This window comes from Burkholderia sp. Bp8994 (genome assembly GCF_003853805.1).
Taxonomy (GTDB): domain Bacteria; phylum Pseudomonadota; class Gammaproteobacteria; order Burkholderiales; family Burkholderiaceae; genus Burkholderia.
This window is the reverse complement of sequence record NZ_QTQH01000004.1, coordinates 23,426-41,468: the sequence shown is the minus strand read 5'-3', so window position 1 is coordinate 41,468 and position 18,043 is coordinate 23,426. Positions and strand designations below refer to the sequence as shown.

Below are 18,043 nucleotides of genomic sequence, written 5' to 3'. Positions count from 1 at the left end.
GCGCTTACGCGTTGATCGCGTCGATGCGCAGCTCAGTGTAGTTCTGGCGGTGGCCGCCGTGCTTTTGGTAGTGCTTCCGGCGACGCATCTTGAAGATGGTGACCTTGGCATGACGACCGTGCGACACAACGGTGGCCTTGACGGAAGCCCCACTGACCAGCGGCGTACCGAACTTAATCGATTCGCCTTCGCCCACTGCGAGAACCTGGTCGAGCGTGATTTCAGCGTCAATGTCAGCCGGTATCTGTTCTACTTTGAGTTTTTCGCCAACGGCAACCTTGTACTGCTTGCCGCCGGTTTTTATGACCGCGTACATTGAGAACCTCACTCTGGATCCAATTTTTCCGCACACCACGCGCGGAAAACACGTGATTATACATGGGCTTAGCACCCAAGTCAAAGCCGATCCACGATTGCCGCCCGCAAGCCCTGGCCGGACGGCCAAAATCACCGGGCAGACACGTCCGACAGACCGGCATATCGCGGATTCGACTTATAATCCGCGGCATCACCCATTTCGATCATCATGTCGTCGTCCACCGCCTCCCCCACCCTCAGCGCCGCCCACCTGCTCGCCCCGATCGCCAGCGACATGGAGCAGGTGAATCGCGTTATCCGGCAAAGCCTCGCGTCCGACGTGCTGCTGATCAACCAGATCGCCGAGTACATCATCGGCGCGGGCGGCAAGCGGCTGCGTCCGGCCCTGCTGCTGCTCGTCGCCGGCGCGCTCGGCGAGACGTCGCACCAGCGGCACGTGCTGGCCGCCGTCGTCGAGTTCATCCACACGGCCACGCTGCTGCATGACGACGTCGTCGACGAATCCGAACTGCGGCGAGGCCGCCAGACGGCCAACGCGCTGTTCGGCAACGCGGCGAGCGTGCTGGTCGGCGACTACCTCTATTCGCGTTCGTTCGAGATGATGGTCGGCGTCGGCAAGATGCGCGTGATGGAAATCCTGTCGGAAGCGACGACGATCATTTCCGAAGGCGAAGTGCTGCAGCTCCTGAACATGCACGACGCGGACGTCGACGAGACGCGCTACATGCAGGTGATCCGCTACAAGACGGCGAAGCTGTTCGAGGCATCGGCCCGCCTGGGCGCGGTGCTCGCCGGCGCCGATGCGCCGACCGAAGCCGCCGCCGCCGAATACGGCCGCCGGATCGGCACCGCATTCCAGATCATGGACGACTGGCTCGACTACGCGGGCACGGCCGAAGCGATGGGCAAGAATGCCGGCGACGACCTGCGCGAAGGCAAGCCGACACTGCCGCTCATCTATCTGATCGAACGCGGCACGCCCGAGCAATCGGCGCTCGCCCGCGAGGCGATCGAACAAGGCGGCACCGATCGCTTCGACACGATCTTCGACGCGATCACGCGTTCGGGCGCGCTCGACCATACGCTCGAATGCGCGCGCCAGGAAGCACAGGCCGCCGCGGCCGCGATCGCCGCGTTCCCGGATTCGATCTACAAGGAAAGCCTGCTCGCGCTGTGCTCGTACTCGACGTCGCGACAGTCGTAAGCGCGCGGCGACCACGACACGAACCGCTTTTCGAAAAATTTCTTCATCAAGGTATTCCCTTTTCGAAAAAACATCGTTATAGTTACGTTCTTGCTTGTGACGACGCAGCGATCTGAACGAAAGCGGCGAAGTCGGAAGAGCAAAAAATCGGGGTGTAGCTTAGCCTGGTAGAGCGCTACGTTCGGGACGTAGAGGCCGGAGGTTCGAATCCTCTCACCCCGACCAGATTTTGAAAAAACCGTGCACCGTGTGCACGGTTTTTTTTTGCCTTCTTCTGCCTGGTCTCGCGAGCGCGCGTGTCGCGCACGACACATCCCGGCCGCCGGCCTCTGCTATATTCCCTCCATCCCTGTCCTTCACTGCCCTTCTGACGCGTGGACCAAATTCCCTTATGGGCGCAAATCGGCGCCGTCTTCCTGCTTCTCCTCTGCTCCAGCTTCTTTTCCATTTCCGAGACCGCGATGATGGCGCTCAACCGCCATCGGCTGAAGCATCTCGCCGGCCAGGGCGTGCTCGGTGCGAAAACCACGCAGGGTCTCCTCACGCGCACCGACCTGCTGCTCAGCGTGATCCTGATCGGCAACAACCTGTTCAACACGATCATCCCGGTCCTGACGACGTCGCTCGCGCTGCACACGTTCGGCCGTAACAACCTGGCGCTGTCGATCGCGACCGGCATCGTCGCGTTCCTGATCATCGTGTTCGCGGAAATCGCGCCGAAGATCGTCGGCGCGACCTTTCCCGAACGCATCGCGCTGCCCGCCAGTCTCGTGATCGCGCCGCTGATGCGCGTGTTCAAGCCGGTCGTCTGGTTCGTCAATGAACTGGCGAACGGCGTGCTCTGGATGCTGCGCATCAATACGAAGAAGGGCCGCGACCAGCGGATGTCCGCCGACGAGCTGCGCGCGATCGTGCTCGAGTCGAGCAGCTTCATGCCGACCAAGCACCGCAGCATCCTGCTCAACCTGTTCGACCTCGAGAACATCACGGTCGACGACGTGATGGTGCCGCGCCGCCAGATCGAGTCGCTCAACTTCTACGCGCCGCTCGACGACATCCTGCATCAGCTCGAGACCTGCTATCACAACCGCCTCGTCGTCTACGAAGGCGACATCGACAAGGTGCTCGGCGTGCTGCACGTCCGCAAGACGCTCACCGGGCTGCACAACCAGGATTTCGACCGCGAAACGTTGCGCACGCTGCTCGCCGAGCCGTACTACGTGCCGTCGGGCACGCCGGTCGTCCAGCAGCTCCAGTATTTCCAGGAAAGCCGCCAGCGGACCGCGCTCGTCGTCAACGAGTACGGCGAACTCGAGGGGCTCGTCACGCCCGAGGACATCATCGAGGAACTGATCGGCGAATTCACGACGTCGATGCCGCGCGGCGAACGCGCGGGCGGCTGGAACGAGAACGGAGAATGCATCGTCGCCGCCAGCATGCCGCTGCGCGAACTGAACCGCTGGCTGCACCTGCAACTGCCGACCGACGGACCGAAGACGCTCAATGGCCTGATCCTCGAAATCCTCGAGGAAATCCCCGAAGGCGACGTGTGCCTGAAGATCCGCGACGTGATGCTCGAGGTCATGCGCAGCGACGACCAGGCCGTGCGCACCGTCAAGCTCTTCAAGCCGCGCAGCACGCGCGCACGCGGCGCGCGCTAGCCGAACGGCCGACTGTCGGCGCCGCGCACGATACGCGACCATTTGCCGGTCACGATCAACAGGCGGCCGAGCGCCGGCTCACATGCACTTCCCACTTCCCGGGGCGCCGCTGCACACGCAGCGGCCGCCTGTCTCCACCGCCGCATCGCCCGCCGAAACACCGCGGTCGCTCGATGCGGCGCAACTCGACGACTCGCCCGCCGTACGGCTGCTGACCGACACACTGCACGCCGCCCGCGTGCGCGACGCGTCCGACATCCACGTCGAACCGTTCGAAGCAGGCTGGCGCATCCGCCTGCGCATCGATGGCGTCCTGCATGAACACGCGCGGCCGCCCGCTCATCTGCGCGACGCGCTCGTGACGCGGATCAAGGTGCTCGCCCGCATGGACATCGCCGAGCGCCGGCTTCCGCAGGACGGCCGGCTGCGCATCGCGGTCGACGGCGGCACGCGCGGCGACTACCGGGTCAGCTCGCTGCCCACGCTGTTCGGCGAGAAGCTCGTGTTGCGCCGCCTCGAAACGCTGCCGCCCGACCTCACGCTCGCGCGTCTCGGCTTCGACGCGCGGCAGGCCGCGGCGATGGAAGCCGCGATACGCGCGCCGCACGGTCTCGTGCTCGTGACCGGGCCGACCGGCAGCGGCAAGACGCTGTCGCTCTACTGCGCGCTGCAGATGCTCGACCGCGATGCGCACAATGTGTGCACGGTCGAGGATCCGGCCGAGATCCAGCTCGACGGCATCAACCAGGTCGGCGTCGCCGAAAAAGCCGGGCTGACGTTCGCCACTGCGCTGCGCGCGCTGCTGCGTCAGGACCCGGACGTCATCATGGTCGGCGAGATTCGCGATGCGGAGACGGCCGACGTCGCGATCAAGGCCGCACAGACCGGGCACCTCGTGCTGTCCACGCTGCATACGAACGACGCGCCGGCAGCCGTCGCGCGACTGCTCGACATCGGCGTCGCGCCATACAACCTCGCCGCCGCGTTGCGCCTCGTCACCGCGCAACGCCTCGTGCGGCGCCTGTGCCTCACCTGCCGCGTGCGTTCGGACGCGTCGGTGCGCGCGCTGCGCGAAGCAGGCTGCAATCCGGCAGCACTGGAATCCGGGTGGCGCCCGTTCGTCGCGCGCGGCTGTGCCGCCTGTCACGGCATCGGTTATCGAGGCCGCATCGGCCTGCATCAGACGATGCCGGTTTCACCGGAGATGGCAGAACGCATCGTCGCGCGCGCAAGCGTCGGTGCGCTCGCGCAATGCGCGGCAGCCGAGGGCGTACGTAGTCTGCGCGACGCGGCACTCGCGCACGTTCGCGACGGTACGACGAGCGTCGCGGAAGCACTGGCCGCGACGCCCGACGCGTGATCGCGATGCCTGCACCGCCGCACGAGACGCGTTTCGCGTGGCGTGGCCGTCGTCGCGACGGCACGCCATGCCGCGGGAACGTCATCGCCTTCGATGCCGCCGCCGCACGTGCGGCGCTCGCGCGCGACGGCGTCACGGTGCTGTCGCTCGATGTCCGCGGCACGGCCCGCCCGCCGTCGGCCGGCGCGCGGGAAGTCACGCGCTTCACGCGTCAGCTCGCGAGCCTGCTGCAGGCCGGACTGCCGCTCGCACCGTCGCTCGAGATGCTCGCGCGCACCCGCACGCGCGACGGGCTGCCGCGCATCGCCGCCGGCCTCGCACGCGAGATCGTCGGCGGGCAGCGCTTCGCCGCCGCGCTCGCACGCTACCCGTCCCAGTTCGGCACGCTGTATCGCCAGTTGATCGAGGTAGGCGAAGCATCGGGCGCGCTCGGCACCATACTGACCCGCGTCGCGGAGCACCGCGAACGTGCCGACGCGCAATGGCGCAAGCTGCGTGCCGCGCTCGCCTACCCGGTCGCCGTCATCGTGTTCGCGCTCGCGATCTCGGCCGCGCTGATGGTGTGGGTCGTGCCGACGTTCCGGCAGATCTTCGACGGCTTCGGCGCGGCCTTGCCGGCGCCGACCCGAGCCCTGCTCGCCCTCTCGTCCGCGACCTCGGCCTGGGGCGGCACGTTCGTCGCCGGGGCAGCGGTGGCGGGGCTCGCCGCACGTCACGCGCTGCGGCGCTCGCCATCGCTGCGCTACACGGCCGCGCGGCACGTGCTGGATGCGCCGCTCGTCGGCGGCGCGCTCACGCGGTTCGCGACCGCGCGCTGGTGCCGCTCGCTCGCAACGCTGCTCGGTGCGGGCGTCCCGCTCGCCGATGCATTCTCCACGCTCGAACGCACCGCCGGCCATCCGGTGTTCGAGCAGGCCACCGCGCAGATCGCGACGCGCGTGCTGCGCGGCGCGCGTCTCGCCGATGCGATGCACGCGGCGGGCTGCTTCCCGGACGACGTCGTGCAGCCGATCGCCGTCGCCGAGGAAACCGGCGCGCTCGACACGATGCTCGCCGATATCGCCGCGCTATGCGAACGTCAGCTCGACGCACGCCTCGATGCGCTCGCCGCGCTCGGCGAGCCGCTGATCGTGATCGTCCTGGGTGCGCTCGTCGGCGGCCTCGTGATCGCGATGTATCTGCCCATCCTTCAGCTGGGCAACGTGGTGTAGCATCGCAACCGATTCTGTCGCCTTTTCAAGCCCGAACCCGAGCCCCATGACGCCCGCGCCCCTGACCACCGTTTTCGACTCGCCCGACAGCACGTTGCACGCGCTGGCGATGCTGCCGCTCGCGGTGCAGTATGCGTTCGCCGTCGTGCTCGGCCTGTGCGTCGGCAGCTTCGTGAACGTCGTCGTGCACCGGGTCCCGGTGATGATGCAGCGCGCGTGGCAGGCCGAAATCGCGGAAGCAACCGGCAGCGCAAGCTCGCCGCCGGACGACGGCTATCCGCCGCACTACGATCTGTGGCGCCCGCGCAGCGCCTGTCCGCATTGCGGTCACGTGCTGCGCGCGTGGGAAAACATCCCGCTCGTCAGCTACCTGCTGTTGCGCGGGCGCTGCCGTCAGTGCGGCCATGCGATCGGCGTGCGCTATCCGCTCGTCGAGCTCGCCGGTGCGCTGCTCGCCGCCGGTTCGCTCGCCGCGTTCGGCCCCACCGTTGCCGCACTCGCCGCGTTCGGACTGTGCGCCGCGCTGCTGGCGATGAGCGCGATCGATATCCAGACCGGCTACCTGCCCGATTCGATGACGCTGCCTCTGCTGTGGGCCGGGCTCGCACTGAATCTCGGCGGCACGTTCACGTCGCTGCGTTCGGCCGTGGTCGGCGCGATGGCCGGCTACCTGTTCCTGTGGTCGGTCTACTGGCTGTTCAAGTGGCTGCGCGGCATCGAGGGCATCGGCTTCGGCGACCTGAAGTTGCTCGCCGCGCTCGGCGCGTGGATGGGCTGGGCCGCGCTGCCGCAGGTCGTGCTGTTCGCCGCGGTGACGGGTGCGCTCGTCGGGCTCGTCGCGACCTGGCGCGGGCGCATGCGCTTCGAGGAGCCGATTCCGTTCGGCCCGTTCCTCGCGGCAGGCGGCGTCGCCACGCTGTTTTTCGGTACCCCTTTCTATTCGGCGCTCGGCGGCTGACATGACACGCTGCCGGCGTCCGCCATGTTCGCTGCGTCGCGGGGAGGCGCTTCGCTTCCGCGCGGCGGCCCGGCGGAGGCTCACATGTTTGCAATAGGACTGACCGGCGGCATCGGCAGCGGCAAGACGACCGTCGCCGACCTGTTCGCCGCACGCGGTGCATCGCTCGTCGACACCGACCTGATCGCGCACCGCATCACCGCACCGGCCGGTCTCGCGATGCCCGCGATCGAACACGCATTCGGACCGGACTTCGTCGCGGCCGACGGCTCGCTCGATCGCGCGAAGATGCGCGCACTCATTTTCAGCGACGACGACGCACGCCGGCGCCTCGAGGCGATCACGCATCCGCTGATCCGCGCCGAAACCGATCGCGAAGCCCGCGCAGCGCAAGGCCCTTACGTGATCTTCGTCGTGCCGCTGCTCGTGGAGTCAGGTAACTGGAAGGCGCGCAGCGATCGTGTGCTCGTGGTCGACTGTCCGGTCGAAACGCAGATCGCACGTGTGATGCGACGCAATGATTTCACGCGCGAACAGGTCGAAGCGATCATCGCGAGACAGGCAACGCGCGAGGCGCGTCTCGCAGCGGCCGACGACGTGATCGTCAACGACGCGACGACACCCGATGCGCTCGCCGCGCAGGTCGATGCACTGCACCAACGCTATCTCGCATTGGCGGCTGCCGCGCACTGATCGCGGCGTGCGATCGTGATGGTGTACGAAATTGGTGCGTTGCTAGGGTAGACAGTGAGCATTAGAATGTCCTGCATTGTTTCAATCCCTACCCTAGAGGCGAGCGCGCTTGATTCTTTACGAGTATCCGTTCAACGAGCGAATTCGCACGCTGTTGCGCCTCGAAGACCTGTTCGAGCGCTTCGCGTTCTTTTTGGCTCAGGAGGACCCGCGTGAGCATCACGTCGCGCTGACGACGCTGTTCGAAATCGCCGAGGTCACGGGCCGCGCGGACCTGAAATCGGATCTGATGAAAGAGCTCGAACGTCAACGCCAGACGCTCGCCCCCTTTCGCGGCAATCCGGGCATCGAACAGAATGCGCTCGAGTCCGTGCTCGGTGAAATCGAGCAGACGCTCGCCAATCTTGCGCAGATGCAGGGCAAGACCGGGCAGCATCTGGTCGACAACGAGTGGCTCGCCAGCATCCGCAGCCGCGCGGTGATTCCCGGCGGCACGTGCAAGTTCGACCTTCCGTCGTACTACGCGTGGCAGCAATGGCCCGCGGAACAGCGGCGCCAGGACATCGCGAAATGGATCCTGCCGCTGCTGCCGCTGCGCGATGCCGCGGCGATCGTGCTGCGGCTCGCTCGCGAATCGGGCCAGGCGTCGAAGGTGATGGCGATGCAGGGCAGCTACCAGCAGATGCTGTCGGGGCGCACCTATCAGCTGATGCAGGTGCGCGTGCCGCCGGAGCTGCGCGTGATTCCCGAAGCGAGCGCCAACAAATACATGTTGTGGGTACGGTTCACCATGCAGGACGGCGACGTGCGGCCGCGCGCGGTGGACATCGACGTGCCGTTCCATCTGACACTGTGCAATCTGTAACGGCCGTGTGCCGGTTCGACGCTTTCGTATGACTACCGTTGTGAAATGTCCTTCGTGCGGCGCAGAAGTGCGCTGGACGCCTGAAAACAAGTTCCGTCCCTTCTGTTCGGCCCGCTGCAAGCAGCTCGACCTCGGTGCATGGGCCGCGGAAAAGTACCGGATCGGCGGGTCCTCCGACGAGGGTCCGTCGTCGGAGGAAGACGGCACCGACGGCCGCCGCGACAGCTGAGCGGCGCACGGCACCGCCCATGGGCGGATACGGCCCGCCTTCCAGGCGAGCCGTCACGGCGTCATTGCGACGCCGCTTCCTTCTCGAGCAGTTCCAGCACCGGCAGCGCCGCCGGCAACAGCGGCGCGACCTCGACCGGCAGTTGCTGCCATACGAACGCCTGCCCTTCCTTGCTGTGCGGCTCACCCGTCCAGCCCGTCACCTTGCAGAAATAAAGCCGCACGTACGCGTGCGGATAATCGTGCTCGAGCGTATGCCAGCGGTGGCTGGCCGTGACTTCGATGCCGAGTTCCTCGTGCAGCTCGCGCGCCAGCGCGTCCTCGACGCTCTCCCCGGCCTCCAGCTTGCCGCCCGGAAACTCCCAATAGCCTTCATACGGCTTGCCCTGCAGCCGCTGCGCGAGCAGGTAGCGACCGTCTGGCTGCACCATCACGCCGACCGCGACTTCCGTCACCTTCCGGCCGTCGGGCGCGCGCACGGCGCTCGTTACGGAATCCGTGCTCATGCCTGCTCCTTGCGGCCCGACCAGTCGCGCGCAAACTGCCATGCGACACGCCCCGAACGCGAACCGCGCTCGAGCGCCCAGACGAGCGCATCGCCGCGTGCCGTCTCGATCTCGGCGTCCGCGCAACCGAAATGGCGCAGCCAGTGCGCGACGATGTCGAGGTAGTCGTCCTGCTTGAACGGGTAGAAGCTGACCCACAGGCCGAAGCGCTCCGACAGCGAGATCTTTTCCTCGACGACTTCGCCGGGGTGGATCTCGCCGTCCGGCAGATGCTTGTACGACTCGTTGTCGCTCATGTACTCGGGCAGCAGATGGCGGCGATTCGACGTCGCGTAGATCAGCACGTTGTCGGACTGCGCGGCGATCGAGCCGTCGAGCGCGACCTTCAGCGCCTTGTAGCCCGATTCGCCGTCCTCGAACGACAGGTCGTCGCAGAACACGATGAACCGCTCCGGACGCTGCGAGATCACCTCGACGATGTCGCCGAGATCGTGCAGATCGTCCTTGTCGACTTCGATCAGGCGCAGCCCGTCCTTCGCATAGGCGTTCAGGCACGCCTTGATCAGCGACGACTTGCCGGTGCCGCGGGCACCGGTCAGCAGCACATTGTTCGCCGGCTTGCACTGCACGAACTGTCGCGTGTTCTGCTCGATCAGCCCTTTCTGCCGATCGATGTTGTGCAGGTCGTCGAGCGTGATCGTCGACGCTGCCGGCACCGGTTGCAGATAGCCGCGCCCCTGGCGCTTGCGCCAGCGGAACGCGGTGGCGGCGTTCCAGTCGACGGCCGCCGGCGCCGGGGGGAGCATCCCCTCGAGGCGGCCGAGCAGCGCTTCCGCGCGCGTCAGAAACTGTTCGAGCTTGTCCATGTCGTTCGAGCGCTCCCGATCAGGAGCGGTAGTCCGCGTTGATGCTCACGTAATCGTGCGACAGGTCGCACGTCCAGACCGTTGCCTGCGCGTCGCCGCGACCGAGCAGCACGCGAATCGTGATTTCGCTCTGCTTCATCACGCGCTGGCCGTCCTCTTCCTGATAAGCCGGGTTGCGGCCACCGGCCTTCGCGACGAGCACGTCGTCGAGATAGAGATCGATCTTGCCGACGTCGAGATCCGTGACGCCCGCGTAGCCGATCGCCGCGAGAATCCGGCCCAGGTTGGGGTCGGATGCATAGAAGGCCGTCTTCACCAGCGGCGAATGCCCGATCGCATACGCGATCTGGCGGCACTCGGCGACGCTCTTGCCGCCCTCGACCTGCACCGTCATGAATTTCGTCGCGCCTTCGCCGTCGCGCACGATCAGCTGCGACAGCTGCTGGGCAACCTGCGTCACTGCATCGCGCAGCGCCGCATAAGCCGGCGAATCGGTCGACGTGATCGCGGGCAGCGTGCTCTTGCCCGACGCGATCAGGATGAACGAGTCGTTCGTCGACGTGTCGCCGTCGATCGTGATGCAGTTGAACGAGCGGTCGGCCACTTCCTTCACGAGCGTGTCGAGTACCGGCTGCGCGACGTTCGCATCGAACGCGAGGAAGCCGAGCATCGTCGCCATGTTCGGCTTGATCATGCCCGCGCCCTTGCTGATGCCCGTCAGCGTGACCGTATGGCCGTCGATCGTCACCTGGCGCGACGTGGCCTTCGGCAGCGTGTCGGTCGTCATGATCGCCTGCGCGGCGTCGTACCAGTTCGCGGCCTTGCGGTTCGCGAGCGCGGCCGGCAGCCCGGCCTTCAGGCGGTCGATCGGCAGCGGCTCGAGAATCACGCCGGTCGAGAACGGCAGCACCTGTGCGGCGTCGAGGCCCGCGAGACGCGCGAGTTCCGCGCAGGTTTCGCGGGTGTTCGCGAGGCCCGGCTCGCCGGTGCCCGCATTCGCGTTGCCCGTGTTCACGACGAGCGCGCGGATGCCCGCGCCGCCCGCGCGCACCTTCGCGAGATGCTCGCGGCACACGATCACGGGCGCGGCGCAGAAGCGGTTCTCGGTGAATACGCCAGCGACCGTCGCCCCTTCGTCGACGGAGATGACCAGCACGTCCTTGCGATTCGGCTTGCGGATGTTCGCTTCCGCCCAGCCGAGCGTGACGCCGGCGACGGGATGGAGTTGGGCGGGATCGATCGACGGAAAATTGACAGCCATGGGGCACACCTGCCGGATGGAAAATGCCGGCACGCGCCGGCATCGATTGGAAGAACCGGCGGCCGCACGCGCGGGCCGCCGCAACTCACGTCACTGACTCGAAGCTGCGAACGAAGCGGCACGCGGATGCGCGCCGCCGCCGATCATGACAGCTTCCCGTGACATTGCTTGTACTTCTTGCCGCTGCCGCACGGGCACGGGTCGTTGCGGCCGACCTTCGGCATCTCGCCGCCGGGGCCGCTGTGGGTCATCGCACTGCCGACCATGTCGGCCGTCGCCGTGGCCGCGGTGGCGGCCGCGACGTTCGCGACCGGCGCGCCGGATTCCGCGTAGTCGGCGTGCTGAAACTCGACGTTTTCGAGATGGCCGCCGCGCTCCTCGATCTGCTCGGCGGCTTCCTCGAGCTGCTCAGGCGACTGGATCTGCACGTTCATCACGATGCGCGTGACTTCCTGTTTGATCGCGTCGAGCATCGCGGCGAACAGCTCGAACGCTTCGCGCTTGTATTCCTGCTTCGGGTTCTTCTGCGCATAGCCGCGCAGGTGGATGCCCTGGCGCAGGTGGTCGAGCGCCGCGAGGTGCTCGCGCCACAGCCGGTCGACCGTCTGCAGCATCACCGAACGCTCGAACGCGCTGAACGATTCGCGGCCGACCAGCGCGACCTTCGCCTCGTACTGCTCGTCGGCGGCGGTCGTCACGGCTTCGAGAATCTCCTCGGCCGTGATCGACGACGACTCGTTCACCATTTCCTGGATCGCGAGGTCGAGCTGCCAGTCGTTGCGCAGCGCTTCCTCGAGCTCGGGCACGTCCCACTGTTCCTCGATGCTGCCTTCCGGCACGAACTGGCGGACGACTTCGGTGATCACGCCGTGACGCATCGCCGAGATCGTCTCGGTGATGTCGTGCGCTTCGAGCAATTCGTTGCGCTGCTGGTAGATCACCTTGCGCTGGTCGTTCGACACGTCGTCGTATTCGAGCAGCTGCTTGCGGATGTCGAAGTTGCGCGCTTCGACCTTGCGCTGCGCCGATTCGATCGAACGCGTGACGATGCCGGCCTCGATCGCCTCGCCTTCCGGCATCTTCAGGCGATCCATGATCGAGCGCACGCGGTCGCCCGCGAAGATGCGCAGCAGCGGATCGTCGAGCGACAGATAGAAGCGCGACGAGCCCGGATCGCCCTGGCGGCCCGCACGGCCGCGCAGCTGGTTGTCGATCCGGCGCGATTCATGGCGCTCGGTGCCGATGATGTGGAGGCCGCCCGCGGCCTTCACCTGCTCGTGCAGCGTTTCCCACTCGTCGTGCAACTGCTTGATGCGGCGCGCCTTTTCGTCGGCCGGGATCGCTTCGTCGGCTTCGATGAATGCGGCCTGCTTCTCGGCGTTGCCGCCGAGCACGATGTCGGTACCGCGACCGGCCATGTTGGTCGCGATCGTGATGCGCTTCGGACGGCCGGCTTCCGCGACGATCGCCGCTTCACGCTCGTGCTGCTTCGCGTTCAGCACCTCGTGCGGCAGCCCGGCCTGCTTCAGCAGGTGCGACAGCAGTTCCGAGTTCTCGATCGAGGTCGTGCCGACCAGCACCGGCTGACCGCGCTCGTAGCACTCGCGAATGTCGCGGATCACCGCGTCGTAGCGCTCCTTGGCCGTCTTGTAGATCTGGTCCTGCTTGTCGATCCGCTTCGGCGGACGGTTGGTCGGGATCACGACCGTCTCGAGGCCGTAGATCTCGTTGAATTCGTACGCTTCGGTGTCCGCCGTGCCCGTCATGCCCGCGAGCTTTGCGTACATCCGGAAGTAGTTCTGGAACGTGATCGAGGCGAGCGTCTGGTTCTCGCTCTGGATCTTCACGTGCTCCTTCGCCTCGACCGCCTGGTGCAGGCCGTCGGACCAGCGGCGGCCCGCCATCAGGCGGCCCGTGAATTCGTCGACGATCACCACTTCGCCGTTCTGCACGACGTAGTGCTGATCCTTGTGGAACAGCGTGTGGGCGCGCAGCGCCGCGTACACGTGGTGCATCAGCGTGATGTTCTGCGGTGCGTACAGGCTCTCGCCCTCGCCGATCAGGCCCCACTCGGCGAGCAGCCGCTCGGCCTTCTCGTGGCCCGACTCCGTCAGGAACACCTGGCGCGACTTCTCGTCGAGCGTGTAGTCGCCCGGCTTCTCGACGCCCGTGCCATCGGCCTTCTCCTCGCCGATCTGGCGCTCGAGCAGCGGCGGCAGCGCGTTCATCCGCACGTACAGCTCGGTGTGGTCTTCCGCCTGGCCCGAGATGATCAGCGGCGTACGCGCCTCGTCGATCAGGATCGAGTCCACTTCGTCGACGACCGCGAAGTTCAGGGCCCGCTGCACGCGCGCGTCGGTCTCGTAGACCATGTTGTCGCGCAGGTAGTCGAAGCCGAACTCGTTGTTCGTGCCGTAGGTGATGTCCGACGCGTAGGCCTGCTGCTTCTGGTCGTGCTCCATGCCGGACAGGTTGATGCCGACCGACAGACCGAGGAAGTTGTAGAGGCGCGCCATCCATTCGGCGTCGCGCTGCGCGAGGTAGTCGTTGACCGTCACCACGTGCACGCCACGGCCGGCCAGCGCATTCAGGTACACGGGCAGCGTCGCGACGAGCGTCTTGCCCTCGCCGGTGCGCATTTCCGCGATCTTGCCGTAGTGGAGCACCATGCCGCCGATCAGCTGCACGTCAAAATGGCGCATCTTCAGCACGCGGCGGCTCGCCTCCCGGCAGACTGCGAACGCCTCGGGCAGCAGCTTGTCGAGCGACTCGCCGCCCGCGATCCGCTGGCGGAACTCATCCGTCTTACCGCGCAACTGGTCGTCCGTCAGCTTCTCGATCTGCGTTTCGAGCGCATTGATCGTCGCGACGGTCTTTTGGTATTGCTTGACGAGCCGCTGGTTGCGGCTGCCAAAAATTTTCTGGAGAAAACCGGTTGTCATCGGATCGGATCCTGCGTCGCAGCACCGGCGCCCGGCGCGTGTTGCGCGCCCCGACGCCCGAGCCTCGGCGGCTTAGCGAATTAGTGGAATCAAACGAGGAATTTTAGCACGCGAGGAAGCATGCGCCGGTGTCCCGGCCCGACCCACGCCGCACGCCGAACCCGTGCAGGCAACCGGGCGCACGGCCCGAAAGCCGCCCGTGCGGGAGCCGGCGCGGGTACAATCGGCGTCAACGCCCGCGCCCGTGCGCGCCCGAAGAATGCCTCGATGAACCGATTTTCCAAGCGTTTCGGCCCGCTCCCCGCATATCGCCCGCAACCCGTGTCCGAAGTGCTCAACCGCACCGACGCGTTCGCGGCGCTGCGCGCCGGCGTCGAACAGGTCGCGTCGCTGCAGCGCGACCTCGCGGCGCTCCTGCCCGACTATCTTGCGAATCATGTCGAACCGGGCTCCATCAAGGACGGCACCCTGACCCTCTTTGCCGCGCACAATGCGCTCGCGGCCCGCCTGCGGCAGGTCGAGCCGCGCCTGCTCGCCGATCTCCAGAAGCGCGGCTGGCCGGTCTCGGCGCTGCGCGTACGCGTGCGGCCGAAGGACGCGCCGGAACCGCCGCACGTGAAGCAGGCGCGCATGACGACCGTCGGCGCCGCCGCGTTGCGCGAGCTCGCCGATCACCTCGAGCCGTCGCCGCTGCAGGCCGCGCTCGCGCGGATGGCCGCACGGCACGGCGCGAAGTCGTCGCGCTGAACGCGCGCCGCCGCCCGTGCGGGCCGGCCGCCCAATAAAAAAGCGACCCGAGGGTCGCTTTTTTTATCGCGGGGCGCCGGACGCCGATCAGGCGAAGGCCGTCTGCGCGTCGAACGCGAAGCCCTTCGGCGCAGCCTGCGGGTCGTCGAACGTGACGATCTCGTACGCGTCTTCGTGCGCGAGCAGTTCGCGCAGCAGCGCGTTGTTCAGCCCGTGCCCCGACTTGTACGCGGTGTACGACGCCAGCAGCGGATGGCCGACCACGTACAGGTCGCCGATCGCATCGAGCATCTTGTGCTTCACGAACTCGTCGTCGTAACGCAGCCCGTCGTTGTTCAGGATCCGGTACTCGTCGAGCACGATCGCGTTGTCCATGCTGCCGCCGCGCGCGAGACCCAGCTCGCGCATCATTTCGACTTCATGGGCAAAACCGAACGTGCGCGCACGCGCGATCTCGCGCACGTACGACGTATTCGCGAAATCGACCTCGAGTTCCTGGCCAGTCTTGTCGACGGCCGGGTGACGAAAGTCGATCGTGAACTTCAGCTTGAAGCCGAAATACGGATCGAGACGCGCGAACTTGTCGCCGTCGCGGATTTCGACCGGCTTCTTCACCTTGATGAAGCGCTTCGGCGCGTTCTGCTCCTCGATGCCCGCGGACTGGATCAGGAACACGAAGGACGCGGCGCTGCCGTCCATGATCGGGATTTCCTCGGCCGTCACGTCGACATAGAGGTTGTCGATGCCGAGGCCGGCGCACGCCGACATCAGGTGCTCGACGGTCGACACGCGCGCTCCATCCTTCTGCAGCACCGACGCGAGCCGCGTGTCGCCGATCGACATCGCGGATGCCGGAATGTCGACAGGCGTGGGCAGGTCGACGCGCGAGAATACGATCCCCGTACCCGGCGCGGCCGGGCGGAGCGTCAGTTCGACCTTGCGGCCCGAGTGGAGACCGATGCCCACGGTCTTCACGATCGATTTGATGGTGCGCTGCTTCAACATGGTGTTCTTCGTCTTGATTGAGAATATCAATCAGGAGTTATATTCGATAGGTGAGATTATAGCGTAATTCCCTATTCGACGCTGTTTGAAACTGCGTATCAATCTGTTTCGACTGGTTACCCGCGCCGATACGGGACGGGCCGATGCCCGGAACGGAGGCGTTTCCGGTCATCGGCCCGTGTTACAACTGCCCTGAGGCCGGTGAGCAGCGTTGCCGGCAGGCAACGGCGCACCGCAGGATCAGGACTTCAACGTCGCGAGCACACTCGCCGCATCGCTCACTTCGAACTTGCCCGGCGCTTCGACGGCCAGCGTCTTGACCACACCGTCGTCGACCACCATCGCGTAGCGCAGGGAACGGATTCCCATGCCACGCGCGGACAAATCCTGCGTCAGCCCCAGCGCATGAGTGAAAGCAGCGCTGCCGTCCGCCATCATGCGCACCTTGCCCGCGGTGTGCAGATCACGTCCCCATGCGCCCATCACGAATGCGTCGTTGACGGACACGCACCAGAGCTCGTCGATGCCCGCCGAGCGCAGTTGCTCGGCGTGCTCGACATAGCCCGGCACATGCCGCGCCGAGCAGGTCGGCGTGAAAGCTCCCGGCAATCCGAAGATCACCACCCGCTTTCCCGCAACCTGGTCGCGCACGCTGAAGGCATTCGACCCCAGCGTGCAGCCTTCGCGCGCGTCGTCGATGAACTCGAACAGTTGCGCGTCGGGCAGCGCGTCGCCCACTTGAATCATGGCTGGTCCCTCATAGCGATACGGTTTTTCAGCGTGTTGCGGACAGCACGGCCCATCCCGCCTCGCTCGAGCGAAGAGGGCACGTTTCCCGGCCCGGCGTCGCATCCGACGCGGCCTGTCGTGGTCCGTGGCATCCGTCACGCCGGCGTTACCGCGGCAAACTTGCCGCGGCTTCGCCTGTGTGCGTCGTCAGTCAGCCTGCTTGCGCAGGAAAGCCGGGATGTCGTACGTGTCGACACCCTTCTCCTGCAGCGCCTGCACGTGCGATGCCGCGGTTTCGCGCGAGTTGCGCCACACCGCCGGCGTATCGAGCGCGCCGTAGTCGGCCGTGCTGACGTGCTGCGGCTGCGCATAGCCGTGCGAGACGCTCACCGGCTGGTTGTCGGTGCCGGTGCGCAGCAGCGTCATCGGAGCCGATTGCTGCTTCTTCGCCGCACGGCCCAGACCCGTCGCCACGACCGTCACGCGCAGCGCATCGCCCATCGCGTCGTCGTACACCGCACCGAAGATCACCGTGGCATCTTCCGCCGCGTAACTCTTGATCGTGTTCATCACTTCGCGCGTTTCCGACAGGCGCAGCGAACGGCTCGACGTGATGTTGACCAGCACGCCGCGCGCGCCCGACAGATCGACGCCTTCGAGCAGCGGGCTCGCCACGGCCTGTTCGGCCGCGAGGCGTGCGCGATCGACGCCGGCGACCGTCGCCGTGCCCATCATCGCCTTGCCCTGCTCGCCCATCACCGTCTTCACGTCTTCGAAGTCGACGTTCACGAGGCCATCGACATTGATGATTTCGGCAATGCCCGCAACCGCGTTGTTCAACACGTCGTCCGCGCACTGGAAGCACTTGTCCATCTCGGCGTCATCGCCCATCACGTCGAACAGCTTGTCGTTCAGGACGACGATCAGCGAGTCGACGTGATCCTCCAGTTGCTGCGAGCCTGCTTCCGCGACGCGCATGCGCTTGCCGCCTTCGAATTCGAACGGCTTGCTGACGACACCAACCGTCAGGATGCCCATCTCCTTCGCGATCTGCGCGACCACCGGCGCCGCGCCCGTGCCCGTGCCGCCACCCATGCCGGCCGTGATGAACACCATGTGCGCGCCACGCAGCGCGTCGGCGATGCGCTCGCGCGCCTCTTCCGCCGCCGCCTTGCCCATTTCCGGCTTCGCGCCGGCGCCGAGGCCCGTGTTGCCGAGCTGGATCACGGACGGTGCGCGCGCACGCGACAGCGCCTGTGCGTCGGTGTTCATCACGATGAAGTCGACGCCCTGCACGCCACGGTTGATCATGTGCTGAACGGCATTGCCGCCAGCGCCGCCAACGCCGACCACCTTGATGATGGTGCCGTTGGTTTCGGTTTCCAGCATTTCGAATTCCATTGTTGCCTCCGTCAAGAAAATAGAACTACTCGGCCGTTATTCGGCAGGAGATCGGGCAACCCCCTGTCGCGCGCCAGCCGCCGGCACC

17 protein-coding genes and 1 tRNA gene are annotated in these 18,043 nt (G+C 66.3%); 10 read left to right on the top strand and 8 right to left on the bottom strand.

The window, feature by feature from the left end; translation table 11 throughout:
• Positions 1–4: 4 nt before the first annotated feature.
• Complete coding sequence (gene rplU / locus DIE04_RS05080; RefSeq protein ID WP_006025184.1) at positions 5–316, bottom strand: 50S ribosomal protein L21; 312 nt, start codon at positions 314–316, stop codon at positions 5–7.
• 210 nt (positions 317–526) lie between these two features.
• On the opposite strand from rplU, the gene DIE04_RS05075 reads away from it, so the two are divergent.
• The 9 genes from DIE04_RS05075 (at position 527) to DIE04_RS05035 (ending at position 8,499) form a co-directional block, all read left to right on the top strand.
• Complete coding sequence (locus DIE04_RS05075) at positions 527–1,522, top strand: polyprenyl synthetase family protein (protein ID WP_044844218.1); 996 nt, start codon at positions 527–529, stop codon at positions 1,520–1,522.
• A 148-nt stretch (positions 1,523–1,670) separates the two neighbouring features.
• Positions 1,671–1,747: transfer RNA gene (locus DIE04_RS05070), tRNA-Pro, on the top strand.
• Positions 1,748–1,896: 149 nt separating this feature from the next.
• Positions 1,897–3,183, top strand: a complete 1,287-nt coding sequence (locus DIE04_RS05065) for an HlyC/CorC family transporter (protein WP_082088470.1) — start codon at positions 1,897–1,899, stop codon at positions 3,181–3,183.
• An 82-nt stretch (positions 3,184–3,265) separates the two neighbouring features.
• Complete coding sequence (locus DIE04_RS05060) at positions 3,266–4,543, top strand: GspE/PulE family protein (protein WP_124520013.1); 1,278 nt, start codon at positions 3,266–3,268, stop codon at positions 4,541–4,543.
• 5 nt (positions 4,544–4,548) lie between these two features.
• The gene (locus DIE04_RS05055) at positions 4,549–5,754 is read left to right on the top strand and encodes a type II secretion system F family protein (RefSeq protein WP_124520015.1); all 1,206 of its coding nucleotides are present in this window, start codon (positions 4,549–4,551) and stop codon (positions 5,752–5,754) included.
• Positions 5,755–5,800: 46 nt separating this feature from the next.
• Positions 5,801–6,712: an A24 family peptidase gene (locus DIE04_RS05050; protein ID WP_124488226.1), complete on the top strand. Its 912-nt coding sequence runs from the start codon at positions 5,801–5,803 to the stop codon at positions 6,710–6,712.
• 84 nt (positions 6,713–6,796) lie between these two features.
• Positions 6,797–7,405, top strand: coding sequence for a dephospho-CoA kinase (coaE, locus tag DIE04_RS05045; protein ID WP_124488225.1), 609 nt, complete (start codon positions 6,797–6,799; stop codon positions 7,403–7,405).
• 109 nt (positions 7,406–7,514) lie between these two features.
• Positions 7,515–8,270: a cell division protein ZapD gene (gene zapD / locus DIE04_RS05040; RefSeq protein WP_044844223.1), complete on the top strand. Its 756-nt coding sequence runs from the start codon at positions 7,515–7,517 to the stop codon at positions 8,268–8,270.
• A gap of 28 nt (positions 8,271–8,298) precedes the next feature.
• Positions 8,299–8,499 (top strand): DNA gyrase inhibitor YacG, encoded by a 201-nt coding sequence (locus tag DIE04_RS05035; protein ID WP_039317342.1) that lies wholly within the window; start codon positions 8,299–8,301, stop codon positions 8,497–8,499.
• Between the two features lie 61 nt (positions 8,500–8,560).
• Here DIE04_RS05035 and DIE04_RS05030 read toward each other — a convergent pair whose 3' ends face one another.
• From DIE04_RS05030 to secA, 4 genes are all read right to left on the bottom strand, one after another.
• Complete coding sequence (locus tag DIE04_RS05030; protein WP_044844224.1) at positions 8,561–9,004, bottom strand: NUDIX domain-containing protein; 444 nt, start codon at positions 9,002–9,004, stop codon at positions 8,561–8,563.
• Positions 9,001–9,870 (bottom strand): ATP-binding protein, encoded by an 870-nt coding sequence (locus tag DIE04_RS05025; RefSeq protein ID WP_044844225.1) that lies wholly within the window; start codon positions 9,868–9,870, stop codon positions 9,001–9,003. The genes DIE04_RS05030 and DIE04_RS05025 overlap by 4 nt, the downstream gene beginning before the upstream one ends.
• Before the next feature lie 19 nt (positions 9,871–9,889).
• Positions 9,890–11,131: a bifunctional glutamate N-acetyltransferase/amino-acid acetyltransferase ArgJ gene (argJ, locus tag DIE04_RS05020; protein ID WP_124488224.1), complete on the bottom strand. Its 1,242-nt coding sequence runs from the start codon at positions 11,129–11,131 to the stop codon at positions 9,890–9,892.
• Between the two features lie 143 nt (positions 11,132–11,274).
• A complete protein-coding gene (gene secA, locus DIE04_RS05015; protein WP_124488223.1) occupies positions 11,275–14,073 on the bottom strand; it encodes a preprotein translocase subunit SecA in 2,799 nt (932 codons plus the stop codon).
• Between the two features lie 267 nt (positions 14,074–14,340).
• Between secA and DIE04_RS05010 the strand changes: the two genes are divergently transcribed.
• A complete protein-coding gene (locus DIE04_RS05010) occupies positions 14,341–14,820 on the top strand; it encodes a DUF721 domain-containing protein (RefSeq protein WP_124500207.1) in 480 nt (159 codons plus the stop codon).
• Between the two features lie 87 nt (positions 14,821–14,907).
• Here the strand turns inward: DIE04_RS05010 and lpxC are convergent, their stop codons facing one another.
• The 3 genes from lpxC to ftsZ form a co-directional block, all read right to left on the bottom strand.
• Positions 14,908–15,825: a UDP-3-O-acyl-N-acetylglucosamine deacetylase gene (lpxC, locus tag DIE04_RS05005; protein ID WP_044844229.1), complete on the bottom strand. Its 918-nt coding sequence runs from the start codon at positions 15,823–15,825 to the stop codon at positions 14,908–14,910.
• 240 nt (positions 15,826–16,065) lie between these two features.
• A complete protein-coding gene (locus DIE04_RS05000; RefSeq protein WP_124520017.1) occupies positions 16,066–16,572 on the bottom strand; it encodes a peroxiredoxin in 507 nt (168 codons plus the stop codon).
• A 189-nt stretch (positions 16,573–16,761) separates the two neighbouring features.
• A complete protein-coding gene (gene ftsZ / locus DIE04_RS04995) occupies positions 16,762–17,955 on the bottom strand; it encodes a cell division protein FtsZ (RefSeq protein WP_124520019.1) in 1,194 nt (397 codons plus the stop codon).
• Between the last annotated feature and the right edge of the window lie 88 nt (positions 17,956–18,043).

Coding starts and splice junctions, on each gene's coding strand:
- DIE04_RS05025 (WP_044844225.1), bottom strand. CDS start 9,870: ATGGACAAGCTCGAACAGTTTCTGACGCGCGCGGAAGCGCTGCTCGGC.
- ftsZ (WP_124520019.1), bottom strand. CDS start 17,955: ATGGAATTCGAAATGCTGGAAACCGAAACCAACGGCACCATCATCAAG.
- DIE04_RS05000 (WP_124520017.1), bottom strand. CDS start 16,572: ATGATTCAAGTGGGCGACGCGCTGCCCGACGCGCAACTGTTCGAGTTC.
- rplU (WP_006025184.1), bottom strand. CDS start 316: ATGTACGCGGTCATAAAAACCGGCGGCAAGCAGTACAAGGTTGCCGTT.
- DIE04_RS05050 (WP_124488226.1), top strand. CDS start 5,801: ATGACGCCCGCGCCCCTGACCACCGTTTTCGACTCGCCCGACAGCACG.
- DIE04_RS05060 (WP_124520013.1), top strand. CDS start 3,266: ATGCACTTCCCACTTCCCGGGGCGCCGCTGCACACGCAGCGGCCGCCT.
- DIE04_RS05030 (WP_044844224.1), bottom strand. CDS start 9,004: ATGAGCACGGATTCCGTAACGAGCGCCGTGCGCGCGCCCGACGGCCGG.
- lpxC (WP_044844229.1), bottom strand. CDS start 15,825: ATGTTGAAGCAGCGCACCATCAAATCGATCGTGAAGACCGTGGGCATC.
- argJ (WP_124488224.1), bottom strand. CDS start 11,131: ATGGCTGTCAATTTTCCGTCGATCGATCCCGCCCAACTCCATCCCGTC.
- coaE (WP_124488225.1), top strand. CDS start 6,797: ATGTTTGCAATAGGACTGACCGGCGGCATCGGCAGCGGCAAGACGACC.
- DIE04_RS05035 (WP_039317342.1), top strand. CDS start 8,299: ATGACTACCGTTGTGAAATGTCCTTCGTGCGGCGCAGAAGTGCGCTGG.
- secA (WP_124488223.1), bottom strand. CDS start 14,073: ATGACAACCGGTTTTCTCCAGAAAATTTTTGGCAGCCGCAACCAGCGG.
- DIE04_RS05075 (WP_044844218.1), top strand. CDS start 527: ATGTCGTCGTCCACCGCCTCCCCCACCCTCAGCGCCGCCCACCTGCTC.
- DIE04_RS05055 (WP_124520015.1), top strand. CDS start 4,549: ATGCCTGCACCGCCGCACGAGACGCGTTTCGCGTGGCGTGGCCGTCGT.
- DIE04_RS05010 (WP_124500207.1), top strand. CDS start 14,341: ATGAACCGATTTTCCAAGCGTTTCGGCCCGCTCCCCGCATATCGCCCG.